The sequence below is a fragment of the Actinomycetota bacterium genome (assembly GCA_041658565.1).
Lineage (GTDB): Bacteria > Actinomycetota > AC-67 > AC-67 > AC-67 > JBAZZY01.
In genome coordinates this window covers 21964-43567 of the sequence record JBAZZY010000012.1, presented here as the reverse complement: position 1 = coordinate 43567, position 21604 = coordinate 21964, and the positions used below count along the sequence as shown (strand labels likewise).

The following is a 21604-nucleotide window of genomic DNA, read 5'->3' as shown; positions in this document are numbered from 1 at the left end:
CTCATCGCACACCTGCGAGAGCGCAAGGCTTCTTCACGCGGGTGACGGAAACGGCTACGGTGTGCAGCGACCCAACGGGAGCGGGGCGGACATGAATGGACGCGAAATGGAAAGGACCGCGCGCCGGTACGATCGCAACGCCGGCGTGTACGACTTCATCAACAGCCCGATGGAGTGGTTCGGCGTCATGCGAATGCGGCGTCGCCTGTTCGCGCGCGCGCGCGGCGTGACGCTGGAGGCCGGCGTCGGCACCGGACGGAACTTCGACGCCTACCCGCCGCAGGTCTCGGTCGTCGGCATCGACGTGTCGGCACGAATGCTGGCGCGCGCAGCCAAGCGCGCGGCCACGTCCGGGCGCGCGGCGCACCTCGAACTCGCCGACGTGCAACGCTTGCCGTTCCCCGACGCGTCCTTCGACACCGCAACCGCAACGTGTGTGTTCTGCTCGGTGCCCGACCCCGTTACAGGGCTCCGCGAATTGAGGCGCGTCCTGCGTCCCGGCGGGCAAGTCCTGCTGCTGGAGCACGTGCGCCCCGCAAACCCGATCCTCGGCGCGATGGTCGATCTGATCAGCATCCTCACCCGCCGCCTGTTCGGCTACAGCGCCAACCGCAGAACGGAGGACAACGTCGCGGCGGCAGGACTGCGCATCATCGAGGTTCGACGCAGCGGCGTCTGGCGCGAGATCGTCGCGGTACCCGGCGACGCGTGAGCCAAAGCTCACCGCGTCACCTGCCGACGGCGACACCGGCCGACCCCAGGTAAGAGGCAACAACCCGAGCATCACGAAGGACCGTGTCGGGGAGCCCTTCGCACAAAACGCGTCCGGACTCCATCGCGACGAGCCGGTCGGACATCGCGGCGATCAGCGGTATGTCGTGTTCGATCACCAGCATCGTGGTCCCGGTTATCCGCCGGATAGAGGCGAGCAGATCGCCGAGAGACTCCACCTCTTTCTGCGCGATCCCCGCACTCGGTTCATCGAGCAACAACACGCTGGGCTCGAGCGCCAGCATGCATCCGAGTTCCACGACGCGGCGCGTCCCGGTGGACAACTCCGAGATCAACTTGTCGCGATAGGTTCCGAGCCCCATCAACTCCAACAATTCGACCGCTTTTCGGCTCTTTCGGCGCTCCTCGGCGCGCGCGGCCGGTGACGACAGCACGGCGCCGCCGAAGTTGGTTGCGCAGTGCTTCTCCTGCGCCAAGCGCAAAGTGTCCATCACGGTGAGCCCGGGAAACAGGCGCACGTCCTGGAACGAGCGAACCAACCCCAACGCGGCGCGCGCGTGCGGCGCGAGCGACGTGACATCACGCCCGGCCAGCACGACCCGACCCGCGTCGGGGCGCACGTGCCCGCAAATGCAGTCGAACAACGTCGTCTTACCCGCGCCGTTGGGGCCGATGATCCCGACGACCTCGCCGGCGGCGACCGACAACCCCACGCCGGACAGCGCCGTAACTCCTCCGAAGGCAAGGTCCATTCCAGAAACCCGCAATGCGCGCGCGCCGACCGTCTCTGCGCGCGAGGACGGCGCCGGCGCTGCCGACAGGACAACGTCGAGCGGCGCGGCAACCGTCTGGGTCGCACCCTCCGGCGGGCCGAACCGGCGGAGCAATCCGTTGCGCAACGCGTCGCCGATGCCGGCAAGGCCGCGCGGCATGAACAGCAACAGCCCGAGCAAGCCCACCGATGTCGTGAGGAACCCGAGGTAGGCGACCTTCACCAGCCGCTCGATTCCGACGACCGCAACCGCGCCGGCTATGGCGCCGGGGATCGACCCCAGCCCTCCAATCACCGCGATGGCCACCACCCGCAGACTTTCGCTCGCATGAAACGTCTCGGGGGAGAAGTGCCGGACGCAGTGTCCGTACATGGCACCGGCGAGCGCCGCCAGCGTGCCGGACGCGATGAACGCGGTGAGCTTCGCGCGCACCGGGGACACCGCGAAGGACGCAGCGCCGACTTCATTGTCGCGAACGGCAACCAGCCGACGCCCGACGCCGCTTCGAGTCAGGTTGCGCACCGCCAAGACCGACAGCACGAGTGTGCCGAGAACGAGGAAGTAGTACCGCTTTTCAGTGTCGAAGACGAACGACCCGATCGCCGGACGCGGCGCAACAACGCCCGATCCCGACAGCCAATTCTGGCCGAGCAGCCACGCCTGGGTTACCAACGCGAACGCCAGCGTCGCGACTCCGAGTTGGAGGCCGCGCACGCGCAGCGCCGGAATCCCGATGAGCCCGGACGCCGCCCCGCCGGCCGCGGCGGCAAGCAAGACCGCCACCGGGAACGGCACGTGCGCGGAGTCCATCAAGCGAAAGGACACCGCCGCCCCCAGCCCGACGAACGCGAACTGCCCGAGTGAGATTTGCCCGGCGTATCCGGTCAGCAACGTGACCGACAGCGCGACCATCGCGAACACAAGGATCGTGGTCGCCAGGAATGTTTGCGAGTTATTCAGCACCGCCGGAGCGGCAGCCGCAACAGCAAGAGCCCCCACGCCCGCGACCCACCCGAACCGGCGCGCGCCCGAAGATCGCGACACGCTCGTGAACACCCACGAGGATGTTTCCTGATCGCGCAGACCGCCCCGCGACTGCATCAGCAAGCCACCCAGCACGATCGCGAACAGCACGACCTCGACCTCTCCCGACATCGGGCGATTGAAGTACAGCACCTGCTCGATGACTCCGATTCCAACCGCGGCGGCGAAGGCGCGCGGCAGGCTCGTCATCTTCCCAATCACCGCGGCGGCCAGCGCGCGCAACAACAGACCCGGGCCCATCGACTCCGACGCCAACAGTGACTTCCCCGGCCCAAGCAGGATCCCCGTGAGCGCCGAAAATCCCGCCGCGATCGCCCATACCACACCGGAAACACGGCCTACGTTGATGCCTGCGAGGCGCGCGGAGTCCACGTTCTCAGCCGATGCGCGCACCGCGACCCCCAGCCGCGTGAAGCGGAAGAACAGCGCCAGCACGATCGCTGCCAAAGGAACCAACACAAGGATCAGCAGATGACTCGCGTTCAGAACCAGCACACCTACGTCGACGTGAAAGCGAAACGCCAGCGGAAAGCCCGGACCCTTGTTCTGAATCGCCCCAGTCGTGAACAGCGTCCCGAACAAGAACAACTGCGTCAGCCCCAGCGTCGCGACGAGCACGATCACTCGCGGAGCCTTCGCAAGCCGGCGCACGACCAGACGCTCGGAACCCACGCCCAACGCGACCGCAATCGCAACCGCCACTACGAGCGCGACGCCGAACGGAACCTTGTGGTCGTTGACGAGCAGCGCAAGAACCGCCGCCGCCAGCGCACCGACCTCGCCGTGAGCGAAGTTCACCACCCGGCTCGACTTGTAGGTCAGCACGATGCCCATCGCCAGCGCCGCGTACGCCAACCCGACGACGAGGCCAAGCGTCAGGACGGAGAGCGGCAAGAACTCGCTCACGATCCGGGCTCCTCGACCGCCGACGACAACGCCGAGCGCGCGCCTTCCAGGAACACCGAGCGCACGATGTCGGGGCGTTCCAACAACTCGCGAGTTCGGCCCGAGAACGTCACTTGTCCGCGCTCCAGAAAGTACGCACGTTCGCACAGCGCCAAAGCCACGTTCACCGACTGCTCAACCAACAGCAGACTCACCCCGGACTGCTGAAACACCCGCAGCGCTTCAGCCAGGCGCTCGACGACCGAGGGCGCAAGCCCGAGCGTCAACTCATCGATCATCACTAGTTTCGGCTCGGTAAGGAATGCCCGCCCGAGCGCCAGCATCTGCTGCTGGCCCCCCGACAGCGTACCGGCGCGCTGGCTCCGTCGCTCGGCGAGTTCGCCAAAGACCGAGAACACGCGCTCAATGCTCTCCTCGATCGGACAGCGGCACCGTCCCAGCGAGTACGCGCCGGTGCGCAGATTCTCAAGCACCGTCAACGACGGAAAAACCCCGCGTCCACCGGGAACGTGCGCGATTCCGCGGCGCACACGGCGTTCCGCCGGAATCCCGGTCACGTCCAAGCCGTTGAACAACACCCTGCCGGCAGAGGGAAGATCGAGACCGGAGATCGCCCTCAGCAGCGTCGACTTTCCGGCCCCATTTGTGCCCAAGAGCGCGACGGCTTCGCCGGGCGCGACCTCGATGTCGATGCCGAACAAGACCTCGACGCTGCCGTAGCGAAAGTGCAGACCCTGCACCTCCAGAAGCGGCGCAGGACCGGCCTGCGAGAAGGAAGCAGGGCCGCGGTTCATCCGCCTACCAACGGCCGGTCCGGAAGCCTTCGATCTGGTGGTAGCACTTACAGGAGGCGTGCCACTTGACGACCGCATAGCGATCGGCAGCGTCCCACTTCCCCTTGCCGAACTTCAGCGTGTCCGAGAGCGCGGTGCGGTCGGTGTAGCTCCCAAGTGCGTCGAGCGCGTCGAGATAGCGCTGCCGAGTGAGGTTCGGACCCGCGGCACTCGCTGCTATCTCGAACAAGCGCAAGTGCTCGCACACAATCCACACGTAATCGCGGTCGGAGGCGTTTTGGATACTGCCCCCTCGCGAGGTGAAGACCGACTCGCACTCCTTTTGCTGCGCGGTGCGGGGCTTGCCGGCGGCCAGCTCGCCGGTTCGCGTCACCGCGATCCCGGTGGTCCCGTCCCACTGCTCGGGCGCGAAGATCGACGCAGGCGGGTCCTTCGCCAACTCACCGAAGTCCGACGTCGTGTACTTCGGCTTGTAGCTCTGGGCCTGCGCCTGGTTGGTGAAGTGATACATCTCCCACCAAGTCAGCGCCGGAAACACGAAGTTGACATCCGACTGCTTAAAGAGCAGCACGGCGCTCGCCGCTTGCCGGGGCGTCTCGTCGTAGCTGGTCGAGAACGTGGCCTTCTGAACCACGTTCAATCCCTTCTGCTTGAGGTACGGCAGCACCACCTTCTCGACGACCTGTTTGTACTCGGGCGTCTCCAGATAGGGCACGCCGACACGCATAGACGGCGTTGCCGTCTTGCTCGCCACGAGCCAGTCGATCAAGTTCTTGACGACCCGGTCCTTGTTCATCAACGTCTCGCGGACCCAGCCCTTTTCCCTGCGATACAGCTGGTCGGCCGACGCGGAGTTGTAGGTAAGCGTCGGGATCTGCTTGGTCCCGAGGCATACCTCGCCGTCGCCCCAGAACCCAACGCCGGTGATCGCTCCGAACACCTTCATGTCCTCGGCCGCTCGCACGCACGCAGCCTGCATGTCGTCGAACGAAACCGTCTGGTACTCGATCAGCTCCACGTTCAGTTTGCGCCCGTTTATGCCGCCCCTGGAATTGATCTCGTCTACGAAAGGCTGGACGTAGACCATGGGCTCCTGCAACGTCGCGGCCCAGGACATACCGATACTGGCGCCGAGCTGACGCTCCGCCTTCTCGACCTCGAACCACGCCAGTTTGATGCTGTCCTTGGTCACGCCGCGATCGGTCGCCGTCAGGACACGCCCGCTCTTGGGGTCCTTGCCGAACGTCGGCTTCGCAGTCGGAGTCCCGGTCTTTCGCGAACCGCCTGTGCCGGAGGAGGTCGACGCCGACGGCACGCCCGAAGTCCCCGCCGAAGGGCCGGCGGTCGCGGACCCCGACCCGATCGGAGTGTCGGAGCCGATCGCCCCCGGGTTGTCTGCGGCGGGCTTTCCGCATGCGGCCAGGAGCGCCGCAAGCGCGAGCGCCGCCGCCGCCGCGCGCGCCCCAACGCCGCGCGCGCCCGGCATCTTCATTCCGGTCATTCGCCCTCACTCCTTCGTCGCACGGTCATCGCGCCTCAGTCCCCCACCGGGAGCCAGGCCTCGCCGTCGAGCGTGTTCCAGGCGGCATGCACACGCACGTACTCAGCGTTCGGCGGCAGCTCCGCCGTGTATGTCCCCGCTTCCCCGGCAGTCACCTGTGAGCGGGATACCTCGGCCCGGCCGCGGTACCCGACAACGGTGACCGTCGCACCGTCTCTAGGCCGGCCGGCGAGACCCACCGTCGCCGTCACGGTGCCGGCGTCCATCCGCGCATCGACGTCCAGGTGCGTCACTCTCGGAAGCAGCATCGTCTGCATGTCGCGAACCACGCCGGCCACCATGTGCGAAACGTTCTCGAGGTCGGCCGGATCAACGTGATCGGGTTTGTCCTCGGTGGTGTGGTAGTACGCGGCTTCGCTGATTACCCAAGTCCCCGGAACCCCTTGGTAGTAGAACCACTCGTAGTCGGTGCGAAACGCCCCGTACCCGTCCTCCCACAACGTGGCCGACAGCGGCCCGTGTACGACCTGGTTCAGCGCGGCATTCGCCTCCGCCGAAGCCATCAGCGGCGGCGTCTCGCTGGTCATCACGACCCGCCACTGGAACCCGGGCGCGTCTTCGTAGACGTCGCTCGGCTTAGCCGAAACCATGTCGAGGTTCACGACGCCGACGATCTCAGACAGGTCGCGGTCTGCGATAAAGGCCTGCGATCCAAGGAGTCCCAACTCCTCACCATCTACCGCGAGGAACGTGACGCCGCGCTGCAGCGGATCCTCGGAGAGCAACTCCGCCGCGCGCAACAGCGCGGCCGTCCCACTCGCGTTGTCCGCGGCGCCGCCGAACCAAGCGTCATAGTGAGCAAGCACCAGGATTGTCTCGGCGCCGGCGCCGGCGCGATGAGCCACAACGTTGCGCCCGATTCCGGAAACGACCTTCGATCGCAACACCAACGTCGGCTCTTTGCCGATCAGCGCGCGCGCGCCCAGCGCGACAACTCCTGGGATCGCGCCGGGAGTCCAGGTGGCCTTGGACACCGACGCCGCGTAGAGACGATCGGGAGCCTCCGCGATAACCGCGACTGCTCCCTCAGCCACCGCACGCGCGTAGTCCGACTTCAGGGTGTTGGAAAGGTTCTTCCAACCCGGGTTTGCTTGTGGGAACGGGATTAGGGCGATCTTTCCTGCGATGTCCGCGGAATCCAACTCGACCACTTCGGCGGTGATGCCCCCGGCCGTCGTGGATCCTGAATACATGATCTCGTCGATCTCGTACCGGGCACCGTCCAGCGTCAGGGACTTCTCCGTCACTTCGAAGTACGGGAACTCGAACTCCTGCACCTCGGTCTGGTATCCAAGCGGCTCCAGGTGATCTTTGATGTACACCGCGGCAGCGGCCGCCGACGGCGACCCCGCTCGCCGCCACCCGATATCGAACAGGTCGGTGAGGTAGCCGTGCGTCGGGGTGGTACTGAGTTGCGCGACGCCCGGCGGCGTCCACGCCGAAACAGCCAGCGCCACAACGACGGCGAACACTGCAGGCGCGCGCCCGCTACTCAAACTCACTCGCTTCCTCACCCGAAGCCCCCCGATCCGCTCCTCGCGGCGCGGCTAGAAGCCGAACCGCCCAGGATTCATGATTCCCGCCGGATCGATCAAACCCTTTACTTGCTCCAACAAACGCAGGTATCCGGGATCCATCTGCTTGCGCAGTCGCTCGAAGACCCACGCCGGCGTCTTGTAGGGGATGAACCCGGTGTCCAGGCACACCTCGAGAACCTCAGCGTTCATCGCCTTTACGCGCTCGACCTCTTGCGGGTCGTCGCGATAGAACGCGGTAATGAAGCGCAGCACCCCGAAGTGCCCGCCCTTCATCGGCCGGATCACCAGCATCGGCGGGAAACCGTGCTTGACCATGAGCGCGCTGCCCTTGGCCGACGCCTCTTCCCACGCGCCGGTCGGACCGTAAGTTCCGATCCACGTCAGACCGCGGCCCTCGAACTCGGTCAGGAAGTCGAGCGTCATCGGGAAGTTGGCGAACCTCGCGAATGACGGAGCCAGCGAAGTCAGGTCCTCGACTCCGAGCGGATCTTCCATCGCAAGGCGCCCGCGGTGCGACGCGATCACGCGCGCCACGACGCGGCTCTTGGCTTCCATCTCGAACTCGTCGTGCGCCGACATGTCGGTGTAGATGAAGAACTCGGGCTCGTCCGGGTCGCGATGCAGCGGACGGCCCACGCCGAACAGCATCTTGGACGCCGGCCACGTCAGCCCGCCGAGATCGTCAAACAATCCGGTCCGCGCCAGATCGCGAAGGAGTCCGTAACTCGCGCCCAGATCGAACGTCGGAATGAAGCGGCGCAAACGCAACGGACGTACCGGCCACAAGCACACCGAGACCTTCGTAACGATGCCGGTTGTACCTTGCCAGTTCACGAACAAACCGGTGAGGTCGGGCATCGGCGCGCGCGAAACCCACGAGGATGAGATCACGGCGCAAGAGCCGGTGCGCACGATCTCACCGTCGGGCATGACGACCTCGAGGCCGGCAATCTGGTCGGCCATGGTGCCGTGCGGAAGCGACAGGTTTCCGAGTCCATCCAAAATGCAGTTGGCGAGCACGCTCGCTTCCGGCGGCGACAGCGCGTACGACACCGTAAGTTCGGGTGCCTGCGCCTCCAGCAGTTTCGCCATCTTCCCGAAGGTGACGCCGGGCTCGATGATCGCGTGCATGCTGACCGGATCGATCTCGGCGGCTTCCATGTCGTTGAGGTCGACGACTATTCCACCGCGCGTCGGAATCCCAAGTCCGCCGAGGTTCGTGCGCGCGACGACGGGAATCAGCGGAATCCCCTCGGCCGCGGCGAGGCGCACGACGTCTTGAACCTGCGCAGTGCTGACCGGCTTGACGACGATTTCGGCGTTCCCTGGATCGTTCTCGGTCTCGTCACGCGAGAACTCCCGCAAAACGAGTGGGTCGGTCAGGACGCGGTTCTGACCAACGATTCCGGCGAGTACGGCTGCAATGCGATCAACGTCCACGGCTACTTGACCTCCCGGATCTTGCGGTAGCGAACTTTGTTGTAGGCGCTCAGGATCGGGCGCAACCACCTGAGAGCGCGCGCGCGCACCGGACACGAAGGCCCGAGAGGCATTTCCATGCCTGCGGGACGCAAAACCAACGCGAGGCGCCCCAGGAGCAACAGGTTCCCGGAGAAGCGGACCTTGCCTCCGCGAAGCGCGGTCGCAAACTTGCCGCGCCCCAGCACTGCCAACACCGACAGCGGGGCCGACAACTTGGCTTGCACCGGTGGGCGCGCGCCCGAGATGATCCGCGTCTCGTTCGACGAGAACGCCAGCGTCGTGGCCATCGAACCGGCCTTAACTCCGATGCGGCCCTTTGAAGGCAACCGTCTTCCGAGTTTTTGTGCCTCAACAAGCACGGTCTCGAGGATCAGCGACAGCAGGTTCGCCTGCTCTTTGTCCTCAACGAGAATCGTCGTCATCTGCTCACCCGTTCCTTCGTTCGGCTCCAGCCTCATTGTTGTGTCGCGGTGCGCCCCGGAAGAACCGGCTCGACGAGAAGACTCGGTGAACGCACCCCGGCGGTCCGGGCGACGCGCAGCCGTGGCTCTCGACCCGGTTCCGCCGAAAACGGCAGAACGTGAGGAATAGTTCAAAGTACGACCAAGGCCGTAAGACGGCAAGTGCACAGCCACCCCACCTGCCGGTGATTCAGATGGACTACAAAGGCCTCGGCAAACGGCCCGGACGCCTACGCGCGCACGAAGTTCGCCGACGCGAGCACGTAGGCCGCCACGGCAACCGCCACGAATCCGGCGGCTGAAAGCGGCAGCCGCGCGCGCCCCTTGACGTGCGTCGCCAGCTCCATCGAAATCCCGATCACGAACCCGCCCACCAGTCCGCCCACGTGCGCCCACATGTCGATTCCCGGCGTTGCCCGGCTGAACATCAGGTTGATCCCGATGAGAAACACCCAACTGCGAATCTGCCCGCCCATGGCCGGCGACGACCGGTGTCGTATCGCCAGAGCGAGCCATGCGCCGAATATCCCGTAAATCGCTCCCGAGGCTCCGGCGCTCAGCGTCGCGTTGGAGAAGGCGAGCGACGATGCCGATCCGAGCACTCCGCTGCCCAGGTACAGGGCGATGAACCGGGCCTTCCCGTACCGGTGCTCGATCGCCCCACCGAAGATCGTGAGCGCGAACATGTTGAACACGATGTGCAGCAGCCCGATGTGAACGAATGTCGCAGTCAGGAGCCGCCACCACTGCGAGGCCGGCAAGAGACCCGGAAGCGCGCCGAAATCGTAGAGCGTTTGCGGCGAAGTCGGCGCGCCGGTCAAGACCATCAGCACAAAGACCAGCACGTTGGCGCCGATGATGACCGACGTCGCCTCCGCACCGGTGAGCATCCGAAGCAACGGCCAGCGCTCGGCGCGCGCGCGCACCCGGTAGCCGGCGTGACCGAGCGCTCCTTCGCGCATCTTCCCCGAGCACACCGGGCACAGAAACCCGACGGGCGCCGGGAGCATGTCCTCAGGGCAGATCGGACGCTCGCAGCGCGTGCAAGTCACGCCGGTCGTACGCGTCGGATGGAAGGCACACGGTTGCTCAGGCATCGGGCGCCAAGTCTAATAGCGCACCGGCACGCCCGCCGGAGCCGCTCATCGCTCCAGCAAAGAGAGCACCTCGACGTGATGCGTGAACGGATAGAAGTCGTAAGGACGCACGAAACGCAAGCGATAACCCGCGCGCGCCAAATACCCAACGTCGCGCGCCCACGTCGAGGGATCGCAAGATGCGTACACAATTCTCGGCGGCGCGTGCTCGACAACAAGCGCAAGCACCTCCGCGGCGAGACCGGCCCGCGGCGGATCGAGAACGACCGCGTCGACCGGAAAGTGGCGCGCGCCGATGCGCGCGTCGCCACGCCGGAAGACGACGTTGCCCGCGCCGATCCGGCGTGCGTCGGCCTCGCCGAGACGCACGGCATCCGGCGAGATCTCGACGGCAACGACTTCCTCGAACGCTCTCGCCAAGTGCAACCCGAGAACACCGGACCCCGCGTAAAGGTCGAGCGCGCGCCGCCCCGCACCCGCGAGTTCCGCGGCCTCGAGATACATCGCTCCGGCGGCTAGAGGGTTCACCTGCGCGAAACTCTGAACCGCAACGGTCGCCGGCACACCCCCGAAATCCTCTCGCAGGCGGTCGGCGCCGGCGAGTACGCGCACACGGCCGCGAAAGCGCCCGCGCGCGTCCGGAGCAGCCCACACAACTCCTGCAGCACCTGAATCCGTCAGTGCGAGGGCCACGCGCTCGGCGAGTTGGACCCGCTCGCTCACTACACCGACGAGCACCCTCTCCTCGCGCAGGCTGGCCCGAAACGCGATCTCGGAGATCCCGTGCAACGAACGGGCGGCGCACACCGAAAACGCGCGCGCAATCGGATCGGCCACGAGCGCGTCTTCGGTGAGCGGCACGATGCGGTCCGAATCGCGCGCGCGCGCGCCGAGCGTCCCCTCGGATGTGACCACGTACTGCGCGGCCGTGCGATACCCAAGTTCACGGGGCGATGGATGGATCGGCTCGACCTCGCAGTCCAACTTCGCGATGCGCGACAGCGCCGCACGCACCAAGCCTTCCTTCACCGGCAGTTGCGCCTCGTACTTCATCGGCAGATCGGCTCCCGGCGGCAGCGCGAAATCCACGCGCGCCGGGTTCGGCCGAAGGATCTCCACCACGTGCGCGCGCAGGACGCCGGCCGAGCGCGTCGGGCGCGCGGTGACCAGCTCGCCGGGCAACGCACCGCGCACCAGCACCGTGCCCTCGGGGGCGCGCGCCAGACCATACCCCCCGGCCACGATCTGCTCGATCTCCAAGACAACCGTTCCAGGCTTCACCGGCCCAACCTACCCGCACGCGAGATCACGCGGCGGATCGCGTGCGATATCTCCGTGGGAAGGTATGGCCGTTTTTTCCCCGGCCGGTTCAGTAAGAACAGCGATGGCCGTCCGTATCTATATGCGCGGGGACAACGCACTACCAGAGCCCGTCTCCCAAGGAGGAACACACATGAAGAAGTTTGCAATCATGGCCCTCGCGCTCGCCGCGATCAGCCTGGGGCCGATCTCGGCGTCTGCGGCGCCCACCGTTTGCGGCGACCCCGGCGACGCGTCTGCGGCGGCGATCCCCGTCAGCACGGTCCCGGCCGGACAAGGAGACATCTACGTCACCGACGCCCCGGGGCTCTATCAGGAGACCAACGGCGAGGCCGGTCTGCAGACCGAAGCCAAGAGCGTCGGCACCACGTTCTGCTGGAACGCCGACGCGAACCTGGCCGCTGCCCCGGACCCGGGCGCGCTGCCGATCCCGGACCCGGGCACGCTACCGATCCCGGGCCTGCCCGTCTAAGCCGCACGAGGGAGACGAACGAGGGCCTCTCGAGGCCCTCGTTCGCCTTTCGTGAAAGGACCACCGTGAAAGCGCTTATTGCAGTTCTCTTCGCACTCACCGTTGGCGCGCTCGGACCGATGGGCGCGCGCGCCGGTGAGCCGTGCTCGAATCCTCCGGACAACGCGGATGCGACGATTCCCGTCAGTTCCGTCGACGGCGGACAGGGTGACGTGTACATCGACACGGACTCACAGGCCTTCTGGCAGGAAGCAAACAACCGGATCGGATTGCAGATCGCACCGCGCACGCTGTGCTGGTCCGCCGACATCCGGCTGACTCCGGATGCGAACAACTTGCCCACAGCAATCCCAAGCGCAATCCCAGCGCTTCCGATCTGACCGGAAACGCTATCCCTGTACCTGGATGGGTTCTGCCGCTACGGCAGTGCCACACACGCGGTGGCGGCGGAGCCGGTCGGAAGAAGCGCGCGCGCACACAGTGCATCGGCGCGGGCACCGGTACCCGCCAACATAACGACCATCGCAGCCAGCGCGAGAAGCATCACTCGTATCTTCATTGTCAGTTTCCTTCCGGGGATGCACAGGTGGGAGCGGCAACCGAACACGCAGAGTCGGTGGCCGAATCCAGCGTCGGGCCGATGTAGCCGCGTTCGGCGTCATCGCGGGTCTGCCATATCTGAAGTTCAACGGGTTCGGTCTCGCCGGTGATCGGATCGTAGACATCGGCGCCTACATTCGCACTGTGATCCCGCGGGTTCACGGCGACCCGCGCGCGCGGCCTCAGAATGCGCGGCGCCACCCGGGCGGGATCTGCGATCGCTGCCGGAGCGCTCGCCGGCACATGCAAGGCCGGGACTGCGTTCGGTCGCAGCCTCGCGACCGCGACCGCCGGGACGACAACTTCCGACCCGAACGCCCCTGCGGTCAGGGCAAGTGCGAGTGCGGCCGAGACGAAGTTGACTGCCGCAGGCGAGGCTGCGACCAACTGAGCACCCTCAGCCGAGACACCTCGACGCATCGCCAAACGCCATTTGGCTGCTGCGATAGCAGGAAACGCCAGCAGTCCCTCGCGAACACTGCGGAGTCGACCGGCAAGGCTGCGACGCCCACGATGCAACAACGCATCCACGGCATTCCTCTCGATTCCGAGCGCCCCTGCGATCTCGGCGGGATTCATCCCGTCAAGCGACATCGCAATCACCGACCGCTGCTTGTCGGACAGCTTGTCGATGGCTCGCCACAGCACGTCGTCACGGTGCCGGCGCGAGACCTCCTCGTGTGGATCATCGGGCGCGGCCGGTTCGTCTCCGGCCTCAAAGTCCAGAGAAACGACTCGACGCGCATGCGAACGCGCGCGATCGATCATCAAGTTCGTAGCGATGCGATGAATCAGCGGACCGGGCTCCGGCGCATCGTCGCCACGCCGGTCGAGGTGTACCAGCAGGCGCGTGGCCGTTTCTTGGGCCATGTCGGCCGCCTCTTCGGCGGGGATTCCTCGCGAGCGGAACATACGCTGCAAGCGCAAGAACGTCGAGGGATACTCCTCGTCGAGCGCGGCAGCCAGTTGAGAACGTCGTAGAGCCAAAGCGCCTCCCTGAGGCGGAACTACCCTAACGTCAGAATTCGTCGCCCGACCGCCGGATCCTGCCGCAGCCGAACCGGCACAAATCTAAACGACCCGATCCCCTCGCCGATACGCGCGTCCCAAAGCCCCGACCTCAAGCGATGAGAATCCGCAAAGAACAACAAACGGCACAGCGAAACCATCCACACCAAATCATGTCGAATATTGACAATATGGAATCCCCGTTGCTATAGAGGCAATGATCTCATCGTCGAACACGACGTGTTGGCAGCACCCCGTCGACAGCTGGGGCCCATGAGAGAACGCACGGCAACGAACAAGTCGGGCATACAGGATTCAACGTCGCCATCATGCGACGCCTCTCCGCGGGCTCGCGGAGACATCCTAGGTACGGGCGTCACCAGACGCGCCTCGACGCTGCGAATCGGCCTTTCGTTGCTCGAGCGGCTATCCGGCGGCTCGCCGATCTCGGTCACCGAATTGGCTCGCTCAGTTCGGCAGGACAAGAGCGTCGTCTCCCGACTGCTAGTGATCCTGGCAGAGATTGGATACGCCCAACGCGACTCCGAATCTCGCAAGTACCTGGCAGGAACCAGGCTCGCGGCGCTCTCCGGGCAGGTCCTGGGCTCGCTCGACATTCGTGTCCGCGCCAGGCCCGTGATGGCCGAGCTGGCACAAGCGATCGGTGAGGCGGTTCGCCTCGCTGTGCCTGCAGGCAATGCCGTTGTGACGATCGACTATATCGAGAACCCCGGTCCCTTCGGCGTCAAGCCGGAGGTCGGACAGCGGGATCCGCTGCACTGCACAGCCATCGGTAAAGCCAGCCTGGCTTTTCTCTCCGAAACCGAGCGCGCTGCGCTCATCTCTCCCCCTCTCGCGCGATACACCGCGCGCACCATCGTCGACGTAGAGGATCTGTGCCGTCATTTGGTCGGCGTCCGCGAAGCGGGGTTCGCCTGCGACGATGGGGAGTATTACCAGGGGATCCGCTGCGTGGCGGCACCGCTGTTCGATGCCACCGGACGCGTGACCGGGATGCTCGGCATCTCCGGCACGACTCAGCGTATACCCCGTAGCCGGATGGCTCTTCTGGGGCGCGCCGTGAGAACGGCAGCCCTCGAGGTCTCCGCAAGACAAGGGTTCACGGCAGACGATTTCATTCAGGGGGCGGCAGAGTGACGACGAACGTGCACGAGAAGCGACTCAGCCAATTCATGGCGTACTCCGCAGCCATGAGCCTGGTCTTGACCGTCGCGTTGATCTATGACCTGGGTCGGACATCCGCACCGGCCGCATCCGGCGAAAGCCCGACCACGGCCGTCCCCGGTGCCGGACCCCAGTCCGGCACCGGGGACGGCATCGCAAACCCGAATGCCGCCGGCCCCTCGATTTCGGACAACCGCGCTGGCGGCACGACGTCCCTGCCGGACGAGCGCCGAGGCGTGACCGGCGAGAGCATCAAGATCGGCTCGATCTTCACCGAGACGGGCCCGTTCGACGGTCGGCCCGCGGAGAACGCGTTGCGCGCGCTCATTCAAACAGTGAACGAATCCGGGGGTGTACACGGCCGCAAGATCACTCTGGCGGTCTGCGACGACGGTTACGACGCGACCCGGGGAGTCCAGTGCGCGAAGCGACTAGTCCAACAGGACAAGGTCTTCGCGATCGCCGGGTGGCTCGCGCCGGCGTCAGAGGCGCAGGCACTGCCCTATTTCATCCAGCAGGGAGTGCCGGTAGTCGGCGGGGGCATTCCGCAGGACTTCGGGCCGAAGACCGTCTTTCCCAACAACTTCAATCAGTCGCGGATGGGCCCCGGCATCGCTCCAACGGTGTGCGCAACCGGAGCGAAGAAGATCGTGATGGTTATCGTAGACATCCCCCACGCCGGGGCGTGGATCGACACGATGCAAAAAGGGCTCGAAGAGAAGTGCGGGTTCCGCGCAATCCGCACCGACGAGGTGAGCGCCGCAACCCCCGACTACAGTTCCTACGTCGTTCAGTGGCGAGCCTCCGGTGCCGATTCGATTCTGGCAGTCCTGGACCCAATGAGTCTCGGCCGTTTGTTCCAGGCGTTGAAGAGGCAAGCGTGGGAGCCGAAGCTCGTCACCATCAACGCTCCGACAGCCAACGCCGAGCATCTGGCCGCCGGCATCATCCCCCCCGAAGGAACGATCGATTTCGAGTCTCATCTTTGGCCGCTGGCGCATCCCGGCCACCCCGGAGCCGAGCGATTCCTGGGCGCACTGCGGCGCTACTACCCGGGCACACCGATCAACCCGCTCATGGAACTCCCGTGGAGTGGTGGGGAGCTTTTCATCGAGGGATTGCGAAGGGCCGGCCCCGATCCGACGCGAGCGAAGCTCATCGCAGGCCTGAACACACTCGACGACTTCGTCACCGACCTTACGCCGCCGGTCACGTTCACCGCGAACGATCACGACGCCTTCCGATGCATCGAGGTGTTACGGTGGTCAAACGATCGATGGGTCTTGCACAAACCCCAATGGCAGTGTTGGAACTACACCGCCAAGAGCGCGCGCGCAGCTCCTTCGCGCCCCTACCAATGAGCCCGCCGACCGCAACCAGAAGGGCGCGAGTGATGATGCTCGATGAGGTCGGACCCCAGGACCGACCAGCGCCGCGCGGGGATGTGCGCGCGTGACGGGCCTGCGCTCAGGGGAGAGCCGACCGTGTCCACGCTGAGCCAGCTACTTCCCCTCACCATCGCAGGCATAGTGCTGGGGACCATGTACGCCCTTCCTGCCATGGGCATCGTGCTGATCTACAAGACGTCCCGCGTGCTGAACTTCGCTCACGGCGCTATCGGTATGTTCTCGACCTTTATCGCCTACCAGGTTGGAATCGTGTGGGGGCTGCCGATCTGGCTGGCAGTCCTGGCGGCCGTCGTGTTCGCGGGATTGCTCGGCGCATTCATCGAACGCTTTACCATCCGGCCGCTCGAAGGTCGGCCGCCGCTTACGAAAGTTGTCGTGACGCTCGGATGGCTGCTACTGCTCACCAGTTTGGCCGGTTTCATCTGGGGAGCGAGCGCCTACCACGCGCCGATTCAGATCGTGCCTGAAGCGACCGTTCAGCTCCCCGGCGTGCGTGTCAGTTACCTCCAATTGATGACACTCGGCCTTGCGTCGGGACTCACCGTGCTCCTCGCGCTGTTCTTTCGGGTTACGCGTCTGGGACTCGCAATGCGCGCGGTGGCCGACAACGTCCAAGCCGCGCGCATCCTGGGGGTGCGCGTGGACTTGGTCAACTCCGCCGCATGGGCCCTGGGGAGCATCTTGGCGGCCATCGCCGGCGTGCTGCTATCCCCGATGATCACACTCGACACGATCCAACTCACGCTACTCGTCGTCTCGGCGTTTGCTGCGGCGCTCGCCGGCGGACTCGTGAGCCTGCCTGCGACGTTCGCCGCGGCAGTGCTTTTGGGAGTCCTTCAGAGCGACGTCGTGATCTGGGTGCGGACATCGGGCGCCAAGAGCCTCATCACGTTGGGAATCGTCCTTGTGGCGATGCTCTGGCGCCGGTCTCGTCTCGCGGAAGTACTGGACACTTGACCCATGGCGACCGAGGCAATGCCGACGCGAAGGAAGCAGACAGCAACTGCAGCCGTGGTGGTCGCGGTGCCGCTTGCCGTCTTCCTCCCCGTGGCAATGACGGACTTCCACGTGTTCCTGCTCTCGCAGACACTCGTGTTCGGGATCGCGCTGTTCGGACTCGTTATCGTGGCGGGGCTGCTTGGCCAGCCTTCCCTTATGCACGCCGAGTTGATGGGACTCGGCGCCGCAGTGACGGCCACGCTCGTGCAGGCGTACGGATGGAACTACTGGTCCGCCGCAATTGCCTCCGTCATCACCGGGTATGCGGCGGGACTTGTGCTGGGACTACCGGCTCTGCGTATCAGAGGTCTAGCACTGGCGATTGTCACGCTGGCGATAGCGCAGACCTTCGATCAGCTCGTGCTTCCCTCGACGCTTCTGTCCGGAACCGTCGGGAGCAGGACCATTCCACGGCCGACCCTTGGTCCGTTCTCGCTCTCGAGCGACCGAGCCTTCTACCAAGTAACGCTTGCGGTCTTCCTCGCCGCCCTGTGGCTCGTACTGTCGATACGACGAGGGAAGCTCGGACGCATGTTCACGGCGATTCGGGAAAGCGAGAAGGGGGCGGCCGCCAGCGGGGCCTCGCTTACTCGATACAAGCTTCTGGGATTCGCAGCATCAGCCGGCTTCGCCGCCGTCGCGGGAGCCCTATACGTCGGACTGATCGGCTCGTACACTGCCGCCCCGTATGACTGGCTACACTCGATTGTCATGCTGGCGATGCTCAGCATCATGGGATCCGCCACCGTCTCAGGATCGATCATGGCCGCATTCACCATCATTGACATGCCTCAGATCCTGCAACAGGTCAAACTGCTGGATCAGCTCACGCAGTTCACCTCAGGCCTCACTCTCATCATTCAGACCATCATGGCTCCCGAAGGCGCGATCCCGATGACCGCCAAGTCGTCCCGCAGGCTCGCGGCGCGCGTGAAGGGATGGATGGAGGCAGCCCCCGAGACTCAAGTGCAAAGCGAAGGAGACCCCGGCTGATGTCCATACTCTCAGTCACCGGCGTGTCTGTGCGGTTCGGAGGTATTCAGGCCCTGCACGACGTGTCCTTCGACGTGAATGCAGGCGAGATCACGGGTCTCATCGGCCCCAACGGCGCCGGCAAGACGACGCTGTTCAACGTCGTCTCCGGATTGAGGCCGCCCGACTCCGGCGTCATCCGCTTCTTAGATCGCGACGTCACATCTCTCGCACCCGAGCGTCGAGCAATACTCGGCATCGGACGCACATTCCAGAGTGTCGAGATCTTCCGCGGACTCGCGGTTCAAGATAACGTCATGGTTTCGCGACATGCTCGCGAAACGGCCGGCGCACTGGCTTCCACGCTGTCGACCCCCTGGGCCCGCATCCAAGCCAAGCGTTCCGAAGAAAAGGTTCGCGCGATCCTGCACCTGACGGGGCTCTCCGAGGTTGCCACCGCCTTCGCGGGGGACTTGCCGCTCGGAACGCAGCGCAGAGTCGAGCTTGCGCGCGCACTCGCCGGGGAACCTGCACTGCTTTTGCTCGACGAACCTGCGTCGGGCATGGACACGCGGGAAACCCAGGACTTCGGCAAGGATCTTCTGCGCATTCGGGCGACCCTGGGCATAACCATCCTCATCGTCGAGCACGACATGCGACTGGTGATGGACCTCTGCGATTTCATCTACGTGTTGAACTTCGGAGAGATGATGGCCGAGGGTACACCCTCGGAAGTACGCGGCAATCCGAACGTTGTCGGCGCCTACTTGGGCTCCGGAGGAGGTGAGTCCGTTGACGTTGCTCGCGCTTGAACGCATTTGCGTTTCGTACGGAGTCGTCGGAGCGGTAAACAACCTCAACCTCCACGTCAACAAAGGCGAAGTCGTCTGCCTTCTTGGCGCGAACGGCGCCGGGAAGACCACAACGCTGAAGGCGATCTCCGGAATCATCCGGCCGCACGTGGGAACGATCACCTTTGACGGGATCCCACTGGTTGGCTTAAAGCCCGAGCGGATCGCGTCCTTGGGTATCGCACACCTCCCCGAGGGACGCGGCATCTTCGCAACGCTGTCGGTCATGGAGAACCTCGAAATCGGGGCGTTCGGGGCAGGAATCCCCAAGAAGCAGACCCCGGAGAAGATTGCGCGCGTCCTGTCGGTCTTTCCACAGCTAGAACCACGGCTCTCCCAGCGTGCTGGGACGATGTCCGGAGGCGAGCAGCAGATGCTGGGGCTGGCGCGCGCCCTGTTGAGCGAACCTCGCCTGCTGCTGGTCGACGAGCTTTCGTTTGGGCTGGCGCCGGCGATCGTCAAAACGCTGTTCGCCCACGTTGCACAGGTCGCTCGCAACGGCACCGGCGTGCTGCTGGTCGAGCAATTCGTTGGCGACGCGCTGGCAGTCGCATCCAAGGCGTACGTTCTAGAGAAGGGCATGGTAGTCGTCTCGGGTTCGGCGCAGGACCTGCGCTCGCAGGGTGAGTTCGTCGAGGACTTCTACCTCGGCCACCACTCCGGTCCGCAAGGCAAAGAGACCGAGGCGCACCCCGTGCGCCAGAGCGTGCGACTCGAGGTGCCCGGAGGATTGTGGCGCAATGTGTCCCGCGCTGCGGCGAAGGCAAACACGACAATCGACGACTACGTCACCGTCGCTCTTGCGGGCGCGCTGGCGCGCGAGCCGGACGCCGACACGAAGGTGCGCCGGGCAAGGAGAGGACGATGAGACGAAGCAGCCGCGTGACGCGACGACGACTGTGCTTCATGAGTTCGGGGATCCTGGTCCTGTTCCTCGCCGTCGCCGGACCGGACCCTCTCCGCGCGTCACCACCGACTCCCCTCGGCTACTTCGGCGGAACTGCCTTGTCAAGTTCCATTTCGATCCACACAGCATCGGACGCCTTCTCCGACATTCCGGTGGTCAACTTCGGAATCCCGTATTCGACGGCCAGCCTTGACTCAGCGCCGTCCGCTGCGGCCACCGGCACGTACCTCGACACCGGCCAGCTTGTGCAGTTCCTCGCGTCCCAGGGCGGTAAAACTCAGCCGCAATACGCCTCGTCGAGGTACCCCGGGTCGGCGCAAGAAGCCAAAGCCACCGTCGTGGACGAGACCGACCCCACGGGGCAATTCCGCATCGAGGCGGCAACCGCTACCTCAAGAACGAGTGAGACGCTCGCTCAAGCCGCTTCGTCGGTGTTCGGGCTGACGTCGCCGCCCCCATCCAACCCGACACCCGACACCGGAGCCTCACGGTCTGGCCCCGGCGTCCAACTCCAGTCAAGCTTCAGATCGCTTTCAAGAGCGCTCAATCAGATTCGAGCCGCGCGCGGACTCCCGTCCGTCGCCGTCTCCAACCCAGGCGAGACACTCAAGGTCGCCAAGCTCACAACACAGTCCCAAGTGCGCGAGCAACACGGCCGGGTTCTCGTGGAGACCGAAGCCGTCGCCGACGGTGTCGCACTGGGCGGTGGCGTCGTGCGAATCCGCTCAGTGAAGGCCGTCGCGCGCGTCGTGACCGACGGGGTTGCCGCATCTTCGGAACCATATCTGGAAATCGCGGACGCAAGCGTGGGGGGATTCCCGGTCCGCATTACTGCCGACGGCATCAAGATCGCAGACAATGACTCCCCATTCGGCCCCGAGGACCTCGCAGATCTCAATACTCAGATCAACCAAGCACTGTCGGACTCGGGATGGCGAATTCGGACGCTGGGATCCGACCAGACGAACGAAGGGGCATCAGGAAGCGCGTTGGTGCTCGGGATCGGGATTGGATGGGAATCCCCCGTCCCGTCGAACTCCGGCCTGCCCGGTCTCGGATTCGCTGTAGTGATTGGAAAAGCCGAGGCCGACGTCTACGGCAGTCGCGCCGCCATCGCGCGCGCGCCCAACGCCTCGGCCGATGATGACGACTCCGACATCAGCCCGGGATTCCAGTACGGGGGAATCGTCACAACACCGGGGACCGCGGTCCAACCGCCGCCTGCCGACACCCCATCGCTAGACTCACGCGCACTGGGAGCGTCATCTCCACGTAGGGGCGGGGGCCTGGTCGCTTTGTTCGGCGTGTGGCAACTCAGCATCGTCGCCACCGTCTTTGAGGCCGTTAGGCTGCGACGTTTGCGACGCGGCGCTGAACCTCCCGGAGACGGCCGGTGACCGGCGACAGCTGGGCACACTGCCCGTCGTGCGCGTGGCGGTTCCGTCCCGCGTACACCGACCGGACCTGCCCCGTGTGCGCGACACCGGTCGTCG

At 65.3% G+C, this 21604-nt stretch carries 20 protein-coding genes; 10 read left to right on the top strand and 10 right to left on the bottom strand.

The window, feature by feature from the left end; genetic code table 11:
* Positions 1-91: 91 nt before the first annotated feature.
* Positions 92-712: a methyltransferase domain-containing protein gene (locus tag WDA27_08100; GenBank protein ID MFA5890898.1), complete on the top strand. Its 621-nt coding sequence runs from the start codon at positions 92-94 to the stop codon at positions 710-712.
* Between the two features lie 16 nt (positions 713-728).
* Here the strand turns inward: WDA27_08100 and WDA27_08095 are convergent, their stop codons facing one another.
* The 8 genes from WDA27_08095 to WDA27_08060 all read right to left on the bottom strand — a co-directional run bounded on the left by WDA27_08095 (position 729) and on the right by WDA27_08060 (position 11669).
* Complete coding sequence (locus WDA27_08095; GenBank protein MFA5890897.1) at positions 729-3455, bottom strand: branched-chain amino acid ABC transporter permease/ATP-binding protein; 2727 nt, start codon at positions 3453-3455, stop codon at positions 729-731.
* Complete coding sequence (locus WDA27_08090; protein ID MFA5890896.1) at positions 3452-4249, bottom strand: ABC transporter ATP-binding protein; 798 nt, start codon at positions 4247-4249, stop codon at positions 3452-3454. Before WDA27_08090 ends, WDA27_08095 begins: the two co-directional genes overlap by 4 nt.
* 4 nt (positions 4250-4253) lie before the next feature.
* Entirely contained in the window at positions 4254-5750 is a 1497-nt protein-coding gene (locus tag WDA27_08085) for an ABC transporter substrate-binding protein (protein MFA5890895.1), read from the bottom strand.
* A 35-nt stretch (positions 5751-5785) separates the two neighbouring features.
* On the bottom strand, positions 5786-7312 hold the full coding sequence (locus tag WDA27_08080; GenBank protein MFA5890894.1) for a M20/M25/M40 family metallo-hydrolase: 1527 nt from the start codon (positions 7310-7312) through the stop codon (positions 5786-5788).
* A 45-nt stretch (positions 7313-7357) separates the two neighbouring features.
* Positions 7358-8788, bottom strand: a complete 1431-nt coding sequence (locus WDA27_08075; protein MFA5890893.1) for an FAD-binding oxidoreductase — start codon at positions 8786-8788, stop codon at positions 7358-7360.
* Positions 8789-8790: 2 nt separating this feature from the next.
* A complete protein-coding gene (locus tag WDA27_08070; GenBank protein MFA5890892.1) occupies positions 8791-9252 on the bottom strand; it encodes a hypothetical protein in 462 nt (153 codons plus the stop codon).
* A 269-nt stretch (positions 9253-9521) separates the two neighbouring features.
* A complete protein-coding gene (locus tag WDA27_08065) occupies positions 9522-10388 on the bottom strand; it encodes a rhomboid family intramembrane serine protease (GenBank protein ID MFA5890891.1) in 867 nt (288 codons plus the stop codon).
* Between the two features lie 45 nt (positions 10389-10433).
* On the bottom strand, positions 10434-11669 hold the full coding sequence (locus tag WDA27_08060) for an RsmD family RNA methyltransferase (GenBank protein ID MFA5890890.1): 1236 nt from the start codon (positions 11667-11669) through the stop codon (positions 10434-10436).
* Between the two features lie 172 nt (positions 11670-11841).
* Here WDA27_08060 and WDA27_08055 point away from each other — a divergent pair, with 172 nt between their 5' ends.
* Entirely contained in the window at positions 11842-12180 is a 339-nt protein-coding gene (locus tag WDA27_08055) for a hypothetical protein (GenBank protein MFA5890889.1), read from the top strand.
* Between the two features lie 65 nt (positions 12181-12245).
* A complete protein-coding gene (locus tag WDA27_08050) occupies positions 12246-12560 on the top strand; it encodes a hypothetical protein (GenBank protein MFA5890888.1) in 315 nt (104 codons plus the stop codon).
* Positions 12561-12598: 38 nt separating this feature from the next.
* Here the strand turns inward: WDA27_08050 and WDA27_08045 are convergent, their stop codons facing one another.
* Together WDA27_08045 and WDA27_08040 are read right to left on the bottom strand one after the other, a co-directional pair.
* The gene (locus WDA27_08045; protein ID MFA5890887.1) at positions 12599-12739 is read right to left on the bottom strand and encodes a hypothetical protein; all 141 of its coding nucleotides are present in this window, start codon (positions 12737-12739) and stop codon (positions 12599-12601) included.
* Between the two features lie 2 nt (positions 12740-12741).
* Positions 12742-13767, bottom strand: coding sequence for a sigma-70 family RNA polymerase sigma factor (locus tag WDA27_08040; protein MFA5890886.1), 1026 nt, complete (start codon positions 13765-13767; stop codon positions 12742-12744).
* A gap of 294 nt (positions 13768-14061) precedes the next feature.
* Here WDA27_08040 and WDA27_08035 point away from each other — a divergent pair, with 294 nt between their 5' ends.
* Genes WDA27_08035 through WDA27_08005 form a run of 7 tightly spaced genes read left to right on the top strand, consistent with a single transcriptional unit; the run spans position 14062 to position 21508 of the window.
* Positions 14062-14946, top strand: coding sequence for an IclR family transcriptional regulator (locus tag WDA27_08035; GenBank protein MFA5890885.1), 885 nt, complete (start codon positions 14062-14064; stop codon positions 14944-14946).
* Complete coding sequence (locus WDA27_08030; GenBank protein MFA5890884.1) at positions 14943-16334, top strand: ABC transporter substrate-binding protein; 1392 nt, start codon at positions 14943-14945, stop codon at positions 16332-16334. Before WDA27_08035 ends, WDA27_08030 begins: the two co-directional genes overlap by 4 nt.
* A 42-nt stretch (positions 16335-16376) precedes the next feature.
* Entirely contained in the window at positions 16377-17339 is a 963-nt protein-coding gene (locus WDA27_08025; protein MFA5890883.1) for a branched-chain amino acid ABC transporter permease, read from the top strand.
* Between the two features lie 3 nt (positions 17340-17342).
* A complete protein-coding gene (locus WDA27_08020; GenBank protein MFA5890882.1) occupies positions 17343-18374 on the top strand; it encodes a branched-chain amino acid ABC transporter permease in 1032 nt (343 codons plus the stop codon).
* Entirely contained in the window at positions 18374-19165 is a 792-nt protein-coding gene (locus WDA27_08015; protein ID MFA5890881.1) for an ABC transporter ATP-binding protein, read from the top strand. The genes WDA27_08020 and WDA27_08015 overlap by 1 nt, the downstream gene beginning before the upstream one ends.
* Positions 19137-20072: an ABC transporter ATP-binding protein gene (locus WDA27_08010; GenBank protein MFA5890880.1), complete on the top strand. Its 936-nt coding sequence runs from the start codon at positions 19137-19139 to the stop codon at positions 20070-20072. The genes WDA27_08015 and WDA27_08010 overlap by 29 nt, the downstream gene beginning before the upstream one ends.
* A complete protein-coding gene (locus WDA27_08005; GenBank protein MFA5890879.1) occupies positions 20069-21508 on the top strand; it encodes a hypothetical protein in 1440 nt (479 codons plus the stop codon). The genes WDA27_08010 and WDA27_08005 overlap by 4 nt, the downstream gene beginning before the upstream one ends.
* Positions 21509-21604: the final 96 nt, after the last annotated feature.